Below are 18,572 nucleotides of genomic sequence, written 5' to 3'. Positions count from 1 at the left end.
GTAATTAAACACATACATTTCCTGGTCCCATCCTAATTATTCGGCAGCCCAAAATAGGTGGCTCCTATTGACATGAGGAATTTTTATGAGTAAAAATAAGATAAAGAAATACGATCGCACTTTAAGCAGAATCTTTAAACACAATGACAGCCAACAGACTGCATTTGCTCGGATGGTTATTCATTGTTAGCTGGCTGAGTGCAGCGGCGGGTTCGGCAAACGCGCAACCCATCGCCCCGGCAGCGGACGGCACTAACACAGTTGTTACTCCCAACGGCAACCGCTACGACATTTCCGGGGGGGCATTCAGCGGAGATGGGGCTAATCTTTTTCACAGTTTTACTCAGTTTGGCCTCAGCGAAGGTCAAACGGCTAACTTTCTGACGAATCCCAATATTCAAAATATTTTGGGAAGGATTACTGGAGGTAATCCTTCTTTAATAAATGGCTTAATTCAAGTTACGGGTGGCAATTCTAATTTATTTTTGATGAATCCGGCAGGCATGATTTTCGGACCGAATGCGAGTCTGAACGTGCCGGGCTCTTTTAATGCTACTACGGCGACCGGGATTGGTTTTGGAAACAATCAGTGGTTTAGTGCCATCGGCAATAACAATTGGGCAACTTTTATCGGGAATCCGAACAGTTTTGCGTTTACAAATTTGCAAGGTGGAAGTATTGTCAATACAGGCAATCTGACGGTGACACCAGGTCAAAATCTAACTTTGATTGGCGGTACGGTTGTCAATAAGGGTCAGCTAACTGCGCCTAGCGGCAATATTCTCATCAGCGCGGTACCAGGTAACAATTTGGTGCGAATTAGTCAAGCTGGAAATTTATTGAGCTTGGATATTCAGCCGACAGCTAACCAAGGTTCGTTGCCGAACAATTGGACGCAGCCCGTGTTATCTTTGCCGGAGTTGCTGACTGGACAAGGTGTGGCACAGGCGACGGGTTTGACGGTAAATCCTAATGGCGAAGTTGTGTTGACAGGGAATGTTTCTGTGCCGGTAAGTGCGGGAACTGCGATCGCATCCGGCAGTCTCAACGTCTCTGGCGACACTGGCGGTACTGTAAATATTTTAGGGGACAAAGTAGGAGTTATTGCAGGCAAGATCGATGCTTCTGGGATTAACGGCGGCGGTAATGTACAGATTGGGGGAGATTATCAGGGTTTGGGGACGGTAGCCAATGCTTTGCGGACTTTTGTTAGCAGCGACTCGACGATTAATGCTGATGCTATTAGTAACGGGAATGGCGGGCGAGTTATAGTTTGGGCTGATGAAACTACTCGCTTTAATGGAAATATTACCGCCAGAGGTGGCTTGGGTTCTGGGAATGGCGGCTTTGTGGAAGTGTCGGGAAAGCAATCGCTGGATTTTCAAGGATTAGTTGATTTGCGATCGACCTTTGGGATTGCTGGCACTTTATTATTAGATCCTACTGATATCACTATTAGCGCAGGTGCGGATGCAGGCGGAACTTTAGCAGGGGGAGCATTTACTCCGTCAGGGGCTACTTCTACAATCAATAACGGGACGCTGCAAACGCAACTAGGTTTAAGCAATGTCACTATTTCCACTGCATCGGGTTTTGCCAGTTTAGGCGACATTACAGTAAGTGCTCCCGTTGCTTGGAATAATAGTAATTCTCTGACGCTGCAAGCGAATAATAATATTACTGTTAATCAACCTATTGCTAATCAGGGCAATGGTGCGATCGCGTTAAATGCTAGTAATGCAATATCAGTCAATGCCAACATTACTACTAGGGGCGGAAATATTACCCTTACCAGTACCAATGATATCAACACCTCTTTGGGAAACATTAATTCCCAATCCATTTCAGCAGCAAATGGAGGAGCGATCGCCATTTCAACGGCTGGTGGTAACATTAATACTGGCGGCATTCTTTCCAATTCGACTGCAGGTACGGGAGGGGACATCACCCTTTCTGTTACTGGGGGAACGGGTGCGATCGACACGACTGCTGGATCTGTGGAGTCCTCTTCATCATTAGGAACTGGGGGCGCGATCGCACTTTCCACTGCTGGTGGTAACATTACTACTGGTTCTATGATTTCCGGTGGTCAACCCGCAGGAAAAATCACCCTCTCTGTCACCGGAGGAACAGGCGCGATCGACACGACTGCTGGAACTCTCTATTCCACTTCCCAATCAGGAAATGGGGGTGATATCGCACTTTCCACTGCTGGTGGTAACATTACTACTGGTGTTGTGGGTTCCCTTTCCTCTGGTGCAGGTACGGCAGGAAAGATCGCCTTCTCTGTCACCGGAGGAACAGGCGCGATTGACACCTCTAATGGCTATCTGAATTCCGCTTCTCAGTCAGGAAATGGGGGGGCGATCGCACTTTCCACTGCTGGTGGTAACATTACTGCCGATGTAAATTCCGCTTCTCAGTCAGGAAATGGAGGCGCGATCGCACTTTCTACTATTGGTGGTAACATTGCGGCTAGTCTAAATTCCGCTTCATCAGGTGCAGGTACGGGAGGGAATATTACCCTCTCTACCGGAGGAATAGGCGCGATTGACACCACTGGCAAATTATTAGATTCCTCTTCTGTGTCAGGAAATGGAGGAGCAATTTCCCTAACGGCTCCAGGTGGCATTACAACAGGTGGGATTAATTCCAGTACAAATTCAACTGCTAGCAGCAGTACAGCAGGAACAATTACTTTTAATCCGAGTACGAGCAATATTACCCTTAGTGGTAATATTAATGCCTCTGCTCAAACTGGAAGTGGTAGCATTATCAGTTTCCCAACAAAAGTCATCCTCACTCAATCCATTACAAACATCACAACTTCAGGAACCGCGAAAAGTGGAGAGATTACCTTTGGCGGGACTGTTGATGGCAATATTTACGGCAACAATCAATTAAACATTACTACTGGCACTGTAAGTTTTAATGGGCCTGTAGGTGGCACTAATCCCTTGGCTGCACTTACAGTAGATGCAAATACCAATATTACCAGTACAGGCGCTATAAGTATCACCACAACTGGGGATATTTCCACGGGCGATATTACGAATCCCGGACGGGCGATCGCCCTTACCAGCAACAATGGCAATATTGATACGACGGCAGGGGCAATTGATACCACATCCAGTACCGGAAATGGTGGGCCAATTACACTAAGTGCCAACAATATTAATGCTAGCAATCTTAACTCCAGTTCTACTGCTGGCAATGGTGGAAACATCACACTCACGGGCAAAACAGGCAACATTTTTGCATACTCAGGAGTAGTTAATTCTAGTTCTAGTTCCGGTGCCGGCGGAGATATCGCGATCGCAACTCCCAATGAAGTTGGGATAAATAGCATTGATGCTAATGGATTGCCAGGTACTGGAAATATTAGTATTAGCGGCAATGAGATTGGCTTTTCGGGAGCAGGTTCCGCCCAGAGTAAAGGCACTTTTTCAATTGTGCCGTTTTCGCCGAATGTAGGAATTCGCTTCCAGGCTGGACTTGGTGACGATCCACAGGCGATCGATATAGGAACACCGTTTTTATCCTCATTGCGTAATGGCTTTAGTGCCATTGTTTTCGGAGGGAACACTACTACAGGCAATATCACTGTAGAGAATTTGCCAGTATCTTTTGCAGATCCTGTTACTTTCAACACTCAAGGCACTATTTTTGTCAATCCCAATCAATCGATTTCGGGAACTGATAATGCTTCAATTACTCTGAATGCTACAACTAATAACCTGAATGGCAATATTACTACCCAATCTCAAAATATCACAATTAACGGCAAAACCTTAGTTGGAAATAGTGTCTTAGTCAGCAATGGCAATTCAGCAGGTGGCAATATTGTGTTTAACAATAATATTGATGGCAGCGGCAATCTCACTTTAGAAACAGGTACAGTAAACTTTTTAGTTAAATCGGCAATAGGCAATACCGCACCATTAGGAAATATCACCGTCAATAGTTCTGGTACAGCTACATTTAATGCTGTCACGGCTACCAGTTTCACTACCAATGCTGGCGGCAAAACTGAACTAAATGCCAATGTCACTACCACAGGCAGTCAAACTTATGGAGATGCTGTCACAATTGCCAATAATCCGACTCTCACAGCCAGCGACGTTACTTTCAATAATACTGTGGACGGCACCAGCGATTTGACTGCGAACGCGGTGAGCGGTAATATTACATTCAACGGTGCAGTTGGCAATACCACAGCATTAGGAAATATTACCGCTAACTCTACAGGAACAACTGCATTTAATCAAACAGTCAATGCCGCGAGTTTGACGACAGATGCTGGCGGCACAACGACACTCAATGGCGATGTCAAGACAACCGGCAGTCAAACCTACGGAGATGCTGTGACAATTGCCAAGAATCCTACTCTCTCAGGCAACGGCATTACTTTCAACAATACTGTTAACTCCAATAACATCGGCAGCGATTTGACTGTGGATGGGACTACTGGTGATGTTACATTCAATAGTGCAGTTGGGAGTTCAAAGGCGATCGGCAATTTAACAGCTAACTCTACAGGAACAACTGCATTTAATCAAACAGTCAATGTCGCGAGTTTGACTACAGATGCTGGCGGCACAACGACACTCAATGGCGATGTCAAGACAACCGGCAGTCAAACCTACGGAGATGCTGTGACAATTGCCAAGAATCCTACTCTCTCAGGCAACGGCATTACTTTCAACAATACTGTTAACTCCAATAACATCGGCAGCGATTTGACTGTGGATGGGACTACTGGTGATGTTACATTCAATAGTGCAGTTGGGAGTTCAAAGGCGATCGGCAATTTAACAGCTAATTCTACAGGAACAACCGCATTTAATCAAACAGTCAATGCCGCGAGTTTGACTACAGATGCTGGCGGCACAACTCAAGTCAAGGGAAATGTCACTACAATCGGCGCTCAAACCTACGGAGATGCAGTGACAATTGCCAACAATCCGATTCTTTCAGGTGACAGCATTACTTTCAATAATACTGTTGATGGTACCAGCGATTTGACTGTGAAGGCGGCTAGCGGTAATCTTACCTTCACAAGTGCGATCGGCGAAACAACTCCTCTCACTAATTTAACTGCCAACAGCAAGATATCTTTAGGTGGCAATGTCACTACAACTGGCAGTCAAACTTATGCCGATGCTGTCACTGTTGCCAAAAAATCGGTTCTTTCAGGCAGCGAAATTACTTTCAACAAGACAGTTGACGTAGCTGGCAATCTCGGTATTTCTGCTGACAATATTAATCTCAAAGGAACTGTAACAACCACCAATGACGGGACGCTCACAATTGCCAATAAGGTAAATCTGAATATTGAGAAAAACCTGAACTTAGACGGTGCATTTATTCAAAATGGCGGGGGAACTGTTGCGGTTAGCGGAAATATCGCCACAACTAATGATAACATTAGTTTTAGCGGCCCGGTGACATTAAAAGCGCCCGTAAATTTTACACTCGGAGATGCAACTATTGCTTTCGGTTCTAGTTTATCGGCAGGTAGTAACCCGCTGACTTTAACGGCAGGTGAAATAGATTTTTCTGGGAATGTTTCTGGTACTGGCGCGTTAAGGCTGCAACCCGCAACAGCCGGACAAAATATTGTTGTTGGCGGAATTGATAACAATACTAGCGCTTTAGATTTGACTGCATCGGAACTTAATTTGATTCAAAATGGATTTAGCTCGATCGCCATCGGGCGATCGGATAGCAGCGCCAATATTAGTATTCCCTATAATCTCACATTTTTAGACGCAGTAAATATTCAAACGGGAACTGGTACGATCGCACTTGATGGAACTATCACCGGACTTGACAACAGCAGTGTTGCTCTCCAAGGTTCAAGCATTAATTTGAACTATGGCATCAATACAACTAACAATATAGATTTGACTGGCAACGTTCAACTAGGAAACCAGGTTAATCTCAAAAGCAGCGTTGGTAGTATTAATATAAAAGGTGCGATCGACGGCAATCATCTGTTGGGCTTAGATGCGACGAATGGTAATGTGCTGCTGCAAGGAAATATCGGCGAAACAACGCCATTGTCCGTTTTGAATGTTACTTCATCGAATGCGGAATTTGTCGGAAATGTTAAAAGCAATTCTGGTTTTAACGTTACGGCTTTAAATACTAAATTAGGCGGGAATGTTACGACGAATAACGGCAACATTAATATTAGCAATGCTTTGGTTTTGACAAAGGATGCGGTATTTAGTACCGCAGGGGGAAATATTACTTTGGGGGCGATCGACAGTGACAGCATTAATGCCCGCAACTTAACTCTAGCCTCCGGTAGCGGCAGCATCACTTTCAACGGTGCGGTGGGCGCCACCAGCAAGTTAGGAAATCTTGCGATCGACAATGCTGGCAGTGTGACAGGAAACTCGACAATTAACGCGCAACAATTGACGGCATCAAACACGGAAAAAGTCAATTTATCGGGAGATGTCACCGCCACCAAAGTCGATATTACTGCCAAGGGCGATATAAGTGTTAAAAATATTACTGCTAATGGCGGAGAAATTCTCTTTACAAGCGGTAACAATTTCACCGCAGGCAATTTGAATACATCGGGCAACAGTGGCGGAAACATAACGGTTAAGGCGATAACTTCAATTACGGCCGCACAAATTAACTCTAGCGGTATAGTCGGAAATGCCGGCAATGTGTTCTTAGATCCGATCGGCGATATTCAAGTAGAGTTTATCAATGCCCAAGGCGGTAGTGGCGGCACCGGTGGCGATGTCACAGCAATAACAGGCAATTTTTTCCGCGCTACGGGTGCTTTTTCCACACCACTTTCGCCGACGGGATTTGCTAGCATTTCTACTGCTGGCGGCACAGGTGGCGGAAATATCGCAATTACACACGCTGGGGGAGATGGAGGGACGCCGATTCAACCGTTTGTGGTGGGGGATGCTGCTAGCAACGGTACGGCGGGTGCAATTACAACGGGACAATCTACCATTACATCGCAGTCGTTTCCGCGTTCTAGTAGTGTTGGTAATATTGCATTTTCGACTGATGATGCGATCGACCCGACGCCAACAATTCCGCCAACAATTCCGCCAACCGTTCCGCCAACCGTTCCACAAACAATTCCGCCGACAATTCCGCCGACAATTCCGCCAACCGTTCCGCAAACCGTTCCGCCAACCGTTCCGCAAACCGTTCCGCCAACCGTTCCGCCAACCGTTCCGCAAACCGTTCCGCAAACCGTTCCGCAAACCGTTCCACAAACAATTCCGCCGACAATTCCCCTGACAACGGAAACAGGTCCGCCGACAATTCCGCAAACCGTTCCGCCAACCGTTCCACAAACAATTCCGCCGACAATTCCCCTGACAGCGGAAACAGTTCCGCCGACAATTCCGCAAACCGTTCCGCAAACTGTTCCACAAACAATTCCTCCGACAATTCCCCTGACAACGGAAACTGTTCCGCCAACAATTCCGCCAACAATTCCGCTGACAACGGAAACCGTTCCACAAACAATTCCGCCGACAATTCCCCTGACAACTGGAACAAATCAGCAGGTAACGGAAGCAATTCAGCAGGAAAATCAGCAACTAACGGTCATCAATCAGCCGAGATTTCAGCAGGAAAATCAGCAAACGGTCATCAATCAGCCGAGATTTCAGCAGGAAAATCAGCAGGTAACGTCAGCCCTAGAATCTGTACAAGAGTTCTTAAACTCGATCGCGCCCGTCCCCACACCAGCAACACCAGCATCGCCCGCAGCCACAACAAAACCGGCACGGCAACCATCAACCCTAGATGCAGGAGACTTGCAACGCCGTGGCAAAAATTCATCGCTAGACAAGCCCGGTAGTGTAGCCGATCGAGTTTTAACCATCGATCAAAGTATCACCAGTCAATTACCCGCCGACATCCTACCATCTCCACCAGAATCAAAACAACCGCGAACAGTCAACCCTACTTCTAATTTAGTTCTGGGATATCTTCCGTCTCCCGATCGACTTTTTGAAGTCAACGACATACAGAATATAATCTGGGGAATTGAAGAAATGAGGAATCAAGAATTTGGAGAATACTTGGGGGTAAAACCCAACCTTCCAGATGAAAATGTCTTGATTTCGACCTTTCAACAAACTTTAAAAAATATCGAACGGCAAATCGGCAAGCGGTCTGGTATTATCTACATAGTGTCGCGAGAAGATCGACTGGAACTAATTTTAGTTCCTCCCGTCGGGCGACCGATTCACTACAGCGTTCCAGAAGCCAATAGAGCAGCTTTATTCCCCACCGTCCAGGAGTTTCGCAATGAAATCACGAATCCCGCAAAACGCACTACTACCACTTATCTAGCCACCGCCCAGCAATTATATAAATGGGCGATCGCACCCCTAGAAAAAGACTTAGAAAACTTAGGAATTCAAACTTTATTACTGTCAGTCGATCCCGGATTGCGGAGCCTGCCCTTTGCCGCTTTACACGACGGTAAAGGGTTCTTGATTGAAAAATACAGTTTCAGCCTAATTCCAAGTTTTAGTTCGACTAATACCGATTATAAAGCTGTTAGAGACGCCACCGTGCTAGCAATGGGAAGGTCAGAATTTGTCGATCAAAACCCCTTGCCCAGTGTGCCGATCGAATTGCAGGCGATTTCGGCTCAGTGGCAGAGCCCATCTTTCCTCAATTCTACTTTCACTTTAGATAATCTCAACTCGGCACACGCCAAGGGAGGATTTCGGATCGTTCACCTAGCAACTCACGCTGAATTCAAACCGGGAAAACCAAGCAATTCCTACATTCAACTATGGAATTCCAAATTGCAGATCGATCGCATGGAGAGTTTGAATTGGCGCAATCCGCAGGTAGACTTGTTAGTATTGAGTGCTTGTAGAACTGCTTTGGGCGATCGGGAAGCCGAGTTAGGTTTTGGAGGTTTAGCAGTCAAATCCGGCGCAAAATCTGCTTTAGGGAGTTTGTGGTATGTTGACGATGGAGGCACTTTGGGGCTGATGAGCGAATTTTACCACCAGTTGCGAGGAGCTACAACTAAGGCAGAAACTCTGCAACTTGCTCAACAGGCGATGATTGCTCGTAAAGTTCGGCTCGCAAACGGGCAGTTAGTTACAACAGCGGGCAACTTGAATTTACCGACTAACCTACAACAAGAAAACCAAGATTTTTCTCATCCTTACTACTGGAGCAGTTTCACTCTAATTGGAAGTCCTTGGTAAGCTGCCATACTTTAGCTCGTTTTGGGTAAAATTAACCATTCTAGGTTGAAATGAGGACTAAAGTCCCAGCGAGTTTTATGAGAACTAAAGTCCTCAATACGAAGAGGTTTTATGATAGGTTATTACAGGCAATTAATTAAATTTTAGATTTTAAATACAACCCCACAGATGAATCTGGGGGCTTGAACTAACGTCCAAACTTTTTTTCTCACCGCGACTCCTGTGGGGATTGTATCCGTATTTCAGTCAGAGCAAGTCAAAAATTATCACAAACCCGGAGATGCTCTATCTAAGATCTAGGGCTGTTTTGTCTCGGATTTGGTGCTGCAGTTCCGTAATTGACTCGACAGCCGATATTGAACAAACTCGAACTGCACTCAAGAGGGACAATCTGCTGGTCGAGGAGGGCGCTGCAACTGACATACTCGTCGTTATTAGTATCTCTTACCATACATTCGATTGGGTTAGCTCCCGATCGCGCCGACCAACTCTTCATACCTACGACTGCAATCATATGCTGCCAGTAGAATGCAAATAACGACACTGCAAACAGTACAGCAACTCCTAATCCTACTTTCAATTTCCAACTATTTAGGACATTTCCCAAACTATTTTTCACGTTTTCCACCCCAGAAATTGAGCTTTCGGTAGTTATTTCTGGAGTTGTCAAGTTTGTTTGTGTTTGTTCTGCTGGAATTTCAGACATAATGTATCTCCTATGATTGCTGGGATTTGGCTAAGCTGGCAATTGCCATCGCTATTGCAAACTTTATCAAATTTTAGCAAAACTAGCCTGTACCGACAACCGATTCGGACAGCACCGCCGGGGAAGTATGTATATTCAGCAAGTGCGACCGCGATTTCTATGCCTTTTGAGGTATTGCCCAATTCGCGATCGGCTATTTTACACCGAGGGTAATAGAATTGTTGGGGATTTTCTTTGAAAACGACCCAAGTGAATCAGGTTTTTTTGCGAACCGCAGAGGCCGCAGAGGGCGCAGAGAAAGAGCAAAGAGAGATATATTGACTTTCACCAATCATTTCAACCTGCAAGAAGTTCCAATAACTCAGCTTCCGAAAGTAGTTCGATTCCCAAAGATTGAGCTTTTTCTAACTTAGAACCCGCATCTTCTCCCACAACCACATAGTCTGTTTTAGCACTCACAGAACTTGTGACTTTACCTCCTGCTTTTTGAATCAAATCTTTAGCTTCATCTCGTTTCAAAGTGGGCAAAGTTCCAGTCAGTACAAAAGTTTTGCCTGCAAATTGTAAATTTGTGCTAGCTAAATTTTGATTTTTTACTTCTGACTGCAATTGCAAGCCCGCAGTTTTCAACCGTGCAATTAAACTTTGATTTGCCGGAACTCGAAACCACTGATAAACAGCTTGAGCAATTTCCGGGCCGATGCCGTAAACCCCCTCAATCGAGGCCGCCGATACCGCTGCTAACTCTTCCACATTTGCAAACCTTTCTGTCAGCAATTGAGCGTTGACTGTGCCGACGTGGCGGATGCCCAAGCCGTAAAGTACGCGCGAATAAGGTTGATTTTTCGATTGGGCGATCGCACTTACCAACTTTTCTGCTAACTTCTTACCCATGCGTTCCAAACTCATCAATCTTTCCGCAGTCAAATCGTACAAATCCGCCGCAGAATGCACCAGATTGCTATCAACCATCTGCTGCACCAACTTTTCCCCAACACCGTTAATATCCAGAGCATCCCGGCTGCAAAAATGAATCAGCGAACCCCTCAAAATCGCCGGACAAGAGGTATTGATGCAGCGAGTAACGGCCTCCCCCTTTTCCCGAACCACAGGCTGTTCGCATTCGGGACAGCAACTAGGCATTTGGAAAAGTTGAGCATTTTGGGGGCGAAGTTCCGGCAAAACTCGCACAACTTCTGGTATAATTTCCCCAGCTTTTCTGACAATTACAGTATCGCCAATGTGCAGGTTCAGATCGGAAAGTCGATCGCTGTTGTGGAGAGAAGCCCGCGAAACCGTCGTTCCAGCCAACTGCACCGGTTTGAGTTCCGCTACAGGGGTCAGAGCCCCGGTTCTCCCTACTTGTACGGTGACAGCTTCTACTATTGTAGGCACTTCGGCAGCGGGATACTTCAGGGCGATCGCCCAACGCGGAAACCTCTGAGTAAAACCCAATTGTTTTTGCAGCACAACCGAATTAATCTTAACAACAACCCCATCCGTCATGTAAGGCAAATTCCGCCGCTCAGTATCCCAATATTCGTAATACTCGCGAACCTCATCCAAAGAATAGCAAATTTTGCGATAGGGATTCACCTTAAACCCCATTCTTCGCAACAATTCCAACGAATCCCACTGCGTGTTACCCTCGTTACCCCGATCTAAATGCAGAGTATAAGCAAAGAAATCCAACCGTCGCTTATCCACAATTTTAGAATCCAACTGCCGCAGCGTACCCGCCGCAGCATTGCGAGGATTAGCAAACAATTGTTCCCCCGCTTTTTCCCGTTCCCGATTAATTTCCTCAAACACAGCTAAAGACAAAAAAGCCTCTCCCCGCACTTCCACAACAGGCGGCGGATTATCTAAATTGAGCTTTAAAGGAATCGAGCGAATAGTCTTAACATTTTGAGTAATTTCCTCTCCCGCAATGCCGTCTCCCCGCGTCGCACCGCGAACTAAAACTCCATTTTCATAGGTTAACGCTAAAGCAGAACCGTCAATTTTTAACTCGCAAACATAGGAAACCCCCCCCAACCCCCCCTTGCTAAGGGGGGGAGTAGTTTCCCTGTTTTCCTGATTGCTAATTGAAGATGTTATTCCCTCTTGTCCCCCCCTTTGATAAGGGGGGGTTAGGGGGGGTGAATTTCCCTCTTGACCGGGGGTTACGGGAGGTGCTGCTCTTTGCCAGCGTTCCTGCCATTTAGCAAATTCTTCAAAATTAAAAGCATTTTCCAAACTGTAGAGAGGAATATTGTGTTTGACGCTAAAAAATTGAGTAGCAGGCTGTTCTCCCACCCGCTGAGTCGGGCTTTCCGCAGTAATTAATTCCGGATAATCTGATTCTAATTCTTGCAACTGGCGGTAAAGTCGATCGTACACTTCATCTGGCACGATCGGCGCATCGAGAACATAATAAGCATAGCTAGCTTCCTGTAGCTGCTGCCTCAACTGTTGAATTTGCTGCTCTATTTCGGGTTGCATATTAATTTGAAAGTGTATATTTTTTAACCGCAGACCATAACACAAACTCAGACAATACAGATTTTAACCTTATCTACATCGATCTGCGGTTGTTATTTGGACATTTAAGATTAATTAACGATCCCAATCTTCAACTTCATAAAGGAAACGAGTTCCCCCTATCAGCTTGCGATTCGCAGAGGTACTTTGCACAAAAACCGCATACTTTTCTAGATTACTCGGTTTGATGCGGACTGTCTCGCCCATTGGCAAACCCAACATTTCTCGCGCTGCTTCTCCTTCAAACAAATCCCCTGTCGAACGCTCCATTAGCACAATTTCTTTCTTACCTTGGATAGTTTCTGTTTTAGTAAATTCATAAAACCCGCGCCCAGTTTTAAAAGTCAAACCATTCTCCAGAACAAAAGCTTTAATTGAAATCTCGCTGTCAACTTCTAGAATCTGAAATCTCCCCGGTTTTACCGCTCGCAATTCTGCGGATTCGTAAACAGCCATGCCTTCCCGCTTGAGCATGGTATCAAACATCTTGTTTAATCCGCGATTCATGCGACCTTGACTGACAACTTCTTGTTCGTAAGCTTGTAGTTGTTCGTTAGATGACTGTTGGTAACAAACTGCTAAAAATAAATCTGTAATGTATGAAAATTGGTCGAGATTGAGGTGAAAACCCCCTGATTTTTCGGCTAGTTCTTTATAAAATAAAGTGGCGTGGTGACGGTTGAGAGCTTGGATGCCGTAAACGGCAATTCCCATCTGTGTTAACTTATCTACTTCCTGACGCCAGTTAAGTTTTTGAGGAGTTTGAGCGGGTGCGTGCGGGATGTCGTCGCCAATTAGTACCAATGTTTTGGAATTAGTTGGAGTCCAAGAAAGTGACTGAGCTTCGTGCAAGACTAATTCATAACATTCTGGAGCATCGCCACCGCCAGTTGGCTCTACATTTTGAACAAAATTGCAAATTGTGCCGACATCGCCTGACAAATCAAGGTGTTTAGTTACGTAAGTGCTGCCAGCATCGCAATAGTCCCCGTGAGCTATAATGCCAATGCGAATGCCAGGAATTTCATCTAGCAGTCTCGTTACCGTCTCTTTAATTTTCCGACGAACTTGCGTCAAACAAGGGTACATACTTCCAGTAGTATCAAAGCTAAAAACGACTTCAATGTTGTTATTTGCCATGACGTAACTCTCCTTAACACACATCGCTTTATTAGCTCTATTATAGCTAATAAAAAGACGAGTCAGCAACTAGATTAAAAAAACTCCTAATTCTGGCTCGCTTGATTTGCTTCAGCATAAGGCTGGTTAATTCATCACAAATTCAAATCGAAAAAGTCGCTAAATTTCTTGTTTTCCCCGGAGGGAGCTTGAATGTTATCACTATCTTTTTCGCCGTTCAAATTCCCGGCGGCGCGGGATGTGATTAATTCATGAGCGTTTGTCTTGTTGAAAGCGATCGGTTCAGCGTGTTCAACCTGAAATACGTTGGCATAGAGATTGGCAATAATCTGTTTGCCTCCCTGGGTCAATTCCAAGTAGTTCAAAGCTGCTGGAATGTAAGGAAAAACTCCATTCCAATAAAACTTGGCGTAATTTTGCCGCAAATCTCCCGGAGACTTGTATCCCAAGATTTTATTAGTGCCGACTTCCTCAAATTCGTAGAACAGGGCACTTATTTTTCGCAGGTAATTGGGATCGCTCAACTGACCGATCAAATCGGCGGCCCTAGCGAGTCCAGAGTAATTGTTTCTGTCTTGATGAGTTTCGCTAGCAGGAACTGGGAAGCGCGTCAATTCAATATTGCGCTTGATTTGTTCGGCATCAATTAATGTGTGGCCGCCGAAGCGTTCGTCAATTACGAGTTTTCCTCGATCGACATGATAAGGAGTTAAACTGGCAGAAGTTGCGCCGATCGGCACCGAAACCATACCCCCGTCAATACCCGTAGCGTAGAGTCCCACAGCTTCTTGGTCTTGGCGACAAACACCTTTGACGTAGCCGATATCGTGGCACAGCAGCGAAATCAGGTAGTGCAGCCAATCTTCCGGCGACACTCCCCCTTCGCGAATATGCTTGCCCCGGAGAATTTCTTGTCCCACCAAAGCCACGAGCATGGTGTGTTCCACATTGTGGTACAGAGCATCGCAGTTAGCGATATTTTCCAGAGCCATAGTCCCTGCCCAGGCGATAATTTCAGGGTAGTCAGGCTTGTACTTGCCGTAGGTGCGACGGTAGCCGGCCTGCAGCTCTTGCACAAAAGCGTCAATCAGGATAGCAGTTGCATTGAACATCATAAATTCTCTCACTCAGGCTGTACTTACAAACTCGATCGAAAATATCTTGCATAATAATGGGACTTAAACATTTTCGAGCCACTTTAGGATCCCCAACCCCTCGCTGGCAATAGAAAGAGGCCGATCGCCTAAAAATGCCTGAAACCTTTGGTATAACTAGATTCATGCCCATTCGAGCTAAAAGTTTTTCTCTATTTGGGTTGGAAGCTATTTTGGCTTCAGTTTTTGTCTAAGTCCCGATAGCTGAAAAAATAATCAATGGGCATTCCAACAGGTTTGACCCCTCGGCGTTGAATTTTAAATTTCAGCTAGTCTTGTCAAATCAGAAAATTGCTCTCAAGGCTATGCTTCCCAAGATAACCTAATTTCAGAAGCATCCGAACCAACAGAGCGATTTTCGGCATTAAAAAGTGGCGAAACAATTTACATCGTTTCACCGACTAATTATTAGAAGTCCTAGGTGTGAAAGTTATGAACTGTCTGTTTTCGAGCCTCTCCACTGCTGCCCTTCGCGCTCGGCGGTCGATCGCCCCAAAATACCTAGGATTGTTTGCATTCACTGCTGTTTGCACTGCCGCACCGGCAATGGGTGCCGAGCGAATTTACGTAACTTACGGGCCGCTAGAAGAATCAGTTCCCATCGAATCTCTGGCACTCTTCGCTAAACAAGGCAAAATAGACTCGAACTTGGACGGCTTCGCTCAGTACATCAAAGAATCTCAGCTAGCTGACATTCGCAGCGCCCTGCAAGCGAAAGCTGAAATCAGCCAGGTGACGATCGCCCAATTCCTTTACACGCCTCAAGGAGAAGTGCTGCTGAGACGCTTGGGCCGAGTAATTCAAACCAAAGCTCGGCAGCCCGGATTTTATGCCATCCGAGCCGCCCTGATTTTAGCAGCCTCAGATCCAGAAGGCCTGACAATTCTCAACGTGCTGCGAAAATTCCCCACCTATGGCATCAGGATTGACATCGCCCGCGCCTTGGGTATCGCCAACGAGCTGACATCGCTGATCAACCGTTCCAATCAGACGATCGCCGGAGTCGCCCAGTTGTCCGAAGCACAAGCAGCTTTAGAACCCGCCATACCGCCTGCCGCAATGCTGCAGCCCCAGCTACCGGGCCCCTATACTTGGAAAAAATCATCGGTAACTTTGACGAGTCCAAATCGCGATCGCACATTTGATATGGACATTTACCTGCCACAGGGCAGCCCGCAACCGGCTCCAGTAGTAGTAATTTCCCACGGTTTAGGTTCCGATCGCCTTTCCTTCGAGTATTTAGCCAAACACCTAGCCTCCTACGGCTTTGCGGTCGCCGTCCCCGAACACCCCGGCAGCAACGCCCAACAAATCCAAAACTTAGTAACAGGCAGAGCGAATGAAGTAGCAGAACCAGCAGAATTTATCAACCGCCCCCTCGACATCAAAGACTTGCTCGATTATTTAACCCAACTTTCTACCACCAATCCTGCCTATAAAGGGCAGCTCGACTTGCAGCGGGTGGGTGTCATCGGCCAGTCTTTCGGGGGCTATACGGCTTTAGCATTAGCCGGGGCGGGGATTAATTTTGCACAGCTAGACAAAGATTGCGGAGTCGAAAACGATAGTTGGAACCTCTCCCTACTGTTGCAGTGCCGCGCCCGCGGCCTAGAGCGCAACCAGTACAATTTCGGCGACCCGCGCATCAAAGCTGCGATCGCCGTTAACCCGATCGTCAGCAGCATTCTGGGAGAAACAAACCTCAGCAAGATCCAAATCCCAGTCATGCTAATCGCAGGCAGCGCCGATACCGTCGCCCCCGCTTTGCTCGAACAAATTCAACCGTTCACATGGCTGACATCGCCCAACAAATATCTGGTGCTGATGAACAACGGGACTCACTTCTCAACGATCGAGGATTCCCCTCAAAGCCTCTTTCTGCCACCACCAGAGGTCATCGGGCCCGAACCAGCTTTAGCCCGCCGCTATCTCAGCGGACTCACCCTAGCTTTCATGGAAAGCTATTTGAACAACAAATCAAATTTCCGCCCGTATTTGGAGCCATCCTACGCTTTAAGCATCTCCAGAGACACTCTCGGACTGAGAATTTTGCGATCGCTCACCCCGCAACAACTCCAGCAGTTCAGGATTTCTCCACCTGCTCGCAGGCCAGTCTCTCCACCTGTCCTCGCTCCTGTTCCTCTACCTTCTCCACCTCCCATAGCTCCCGTTCGTTAGGCTTGAGGTGCGCCGAAGAGCACGCTGCCATATCTTTTCGCGATCGGGCGATCGGCCCTGTCTCTCCTGACATCAGCTTTCCTAATCGCAGTCATCAGCTAAACTGTCGTCAAACCCCTTTACAAACCTTAACAACACCGTTAATAATAGAAACATCATCCGAACATTGAAAACCAAATACAGCAATCATAAACAAATGACAACAACCTTACAGCAGCGCGAAAGCGCCAACGTCTGGGAACGCTTTTGCGAGTGGGTAACATCAACCGACAACCGCATTTATGTAGGTTGGTTCGGAGTCTTGATGATTCCTACCCTCCTGAGCGCCACAATTTGCTACATCATCGCCTTCATCGCAGCCCCACCAGTGGACATCGACGGCATCCGCGAACCAGTAGCAGGTTCCTTAATGTACGGCAACAACATCATCACAGGTGCAGTTGTTCCCTCATCCAACGCCATCGGCTTGCACTTCTACCCAATCTGGGAAGCAGCTTCCCTCGATGAGTGGTTGTACAACGGCGGCCCTTACCAATTGGTAATCTTCCACTTCCTCATTGGCGTTTTCTGCTACATGGGTCGCGAATGGGAACTGTCCTACCGCTTGGGTATGCGTCCTTGGATCTGCGTCGCTTACTCTGCACCTGTTGCAGCAGCAACCGCAGTATTCTTGATCTACCCCATCGGTCAAGGTTCTTTCTCTGACGGTATGCCCTTGGGTATCTCCGGCACCTTCAACTTCATGATCGTGTTCCAAGCAGAGCACAACATCCTGATGCACCCGTTCCACATGTTGGGAGTTGCTGGTGTCTTCGGTGGTTCTTTGTTCTCCGCCATGCACGGTTCTCTAGTTACCTCTTCCTTGGTTCGCGAAACAACCGAAACCGAATCGCAAAACTACGGTTACAAATTCGGTCAAGAAGAAGAAACCTACAACATCGTGGCAGCCCACGGCTACTTCGGTCGTTTGATTTTCCAATACGCTTCCTTCAACAACAGCCGTTCCTTGCACTTCTTGTTAGGTGCATGGCCAGTAGTCGGCATCTGGTTTACCGCTTTGGGTATCTCCACGATGGCTTTCAACTTGAACGGTTTCAACTTCAACCAATCGATTATCGACTCTCAAGGTCGTGTGATCAATACTTGGGCTGATGTGATCAACCGCGCTAACTTGGGTATGGAAGTCATGCACGAGCGCAACGCTCACAACTTCCCGCTCGACTTGGCTGCTAGTGAAGTCACTCCAGTCGCAATGGTTGCTCCTTCTATCAATGGCTAAGTTTTAGCTATCGATTAACAAAAAGCGCTCCTAGTAATAGGGGCGCTTTTTGTTTGGGGAAAAAAGATTTTTACTGCGGGGAGGCGAAGTATCGCAGCCCCCAAGGGAGTTATATCGAGCTTATTGGAGATGGCAATTCGCGGAGATAACAGTTCCCTCGTTTCTGGTAATTCCTGTTAGGCTGGATTGAGGTCGGCTTCTGCTTGGAGACTCACTCATGATAAATTCAAGTTTCTTTAAACATCACAATACATTCATAATTTTCTAAATCGAGAAATAGGTCAACTTCAGGGCTATTTCATTCTTGAGAGAAGGGTGATAAGCTGAAGCTATATTCCTTCAAATTGTTTTGAGTAATGACCCAA

The 18,572-nt window shown here is 46.5% G+C and carries 7 protein-coding genes; 3 read left to right on the top strand and 4 right to left on the bottom strand.

Features of this window, described 5'->3' with window-relative positions; translation table 11 throughout:
- The first annotated feature begins 143 nt into the window (after positions 1 to 143).
- A complete protein-coding gene (locus tag QUA33_RS13200) occupies positions 144 to 9,227 on the top strand; it encodes a CHAT domain-containing protein (RefSeq protein WP_333148963.1) in 9,084 nt (3,027 codons plus the stop codon).
- A 289-nt stretch (positions 9,228 to 9,516) separates the two neighbouring features.
- Here the strand turns inward: QUA33_RS13200 and QUA33_RS13195 are convergent, their stop codons facing one another.
- From QUA33_RS13195 to QUA33_RS13180, 4 genes are all read right to left on the bottom strand, one after another.
- Positions 9,517 to 9,933 (bottom strand): hypothetical protein, encoded by a 417-nt coding sequence (locus tag QUA33_RS13195; protein ID WP_333100448.1) that lies wholly within the window; start codon positions 9,931 to 9,933, stop codon positions 9,517 to 9,519.
- Between the two features lie 336 nt (positions 9,934 to 10,269).
- The gene (ligA, locus tag QUA33_RS13190) at positions 10,270 to 12,417 is read right to left on the bottom strand and encodes an NAD-dependent DNA ligase LigA (RefSeq protein ID WP_333148962.1); all 2,148 of its coding nucleotides are present in this window, start codon (positions 12,415 to 12,417) and stop codon (positions 10,270 to 10,272) included.
- A gap of 114 nt (positions 12,418 to 12,531) precedes the next feature.
- On the bottom strand, positions 12,532 to 13,596 hold the full coding sequence (locus tag QUA33_RS13185) for a vWA domain-containing protein (RefSeq protein WP_333148961.1): 1,065 nt from the start codon (positions 13,594 to 13,596) through the stop codon (positions 12,532 to 12,534).
- A gap of 134 nt (positions 13,597 to 13,730) precedes the next feature.
- Positions 13,731 to 14,708 carry an Npun_R2479 family HD domain-containing metalloprotein gene (locus QUA33_RS13180; protein ID WP_333100453.1) on the bottom strand — a complete coding sequence of 326 codons (978 nt, stop codon included), beginning with the start codon at positions 14,706 to 14,708 and terminating at the stop codon, positions 13,731 to 13,733.
- 474 nt (positions 14,709 to 15,182) lie between these two features.
- Between QUA33_RS13180 and QUA33_RS13175 the strand changes: the two genes are divergently transcribed.
- Positions 15,183 to 16,928 (top strand): alpha/beta hydrolase, encoded by a 1,746-nt coding sequence (locus tag QUA33_RS13175; protein WP_333148991.1) that lies wholly within the window; start codon positions 15,183 to 15,185, stop codon positions 16,926 to 16,928.
- Between the two features lie 196 nt (positions 16,929 to 17,124).
- A complete protein-coding gene (gene psbA, locus QUA33_RS13170; RefSeq protein WP_333148960.1) occupies positions 17,125 to 18,207 on the top strand; it encodes a photosystem II q(b) protein in 1,083 nt (360 codons plus the stop codon).
- The last annotated feature ends 365 nt before the right edge of the window (positions 18,208 to 18,572 follow it).

It is taken from the genome of Microcoleus sp. Pol14D4 (assembly GCF_036701245.1).
Taxonomy (GTDB): domain Bacteria; phylum Cyanobacteriota; class Cyanobacteriia; order Cyanobacteriales; family Microcoleaceae; genus Microcoleus.
Note: the sequence above shows the minus strand (reverse complement) of the source record. Positions and strands in the feature narration are given on the sequence as shown.

Coding starts and splice junctions, on each gene's coding strand:
- QUA33_RS13200 (WP_333148963.1), top strand. CDS start 144: ATGACAGCCAACAGACTGCATTTGCTCGGATGGTTATTCATTGTTAGC.
- QUA33_RS13195 (WP_333100448.1), bottom strand. CDS start 9,933: ATGTCTGAAATTCCAGCAGAACAAACACAAACAAACTTGACAACTCCA.
- ligA (WP_333148962.1), bottom strand. CDS start 12,417: ATGCAACCCGAAATAGAGCAGCAAATTCAACAGTTGAGGCAGCAGCTA.
- QUA33_RS13185 (WP_333148961.1), bottom strand. CDS start 13,596: ATGGCAAATAACAACATTGAAGTCGTTTTTAGCTTTGATACTACTGGA.
- QUA33_RS13180 (WP_333100453.1), bottom strand. CDS start 14,708: ATGTTCAATGCAACTGCTATCCTGATTGACGCTTTTGTGCAAGAGCTG.
- QUA33_RS13175 (WP_333148991.1), top strand. CDS start 15,183: ATGAACTGTCTGTTTTCGAGCCTCTCCACTGCTGCCCTTCGCGCTCGG.
- psbA (WP_333148960.1), top strand. CDS start 17,125: ATGACAACAACCTTACAGCAGCGCGAAAGCGCCAACGTCTGGGAACGC.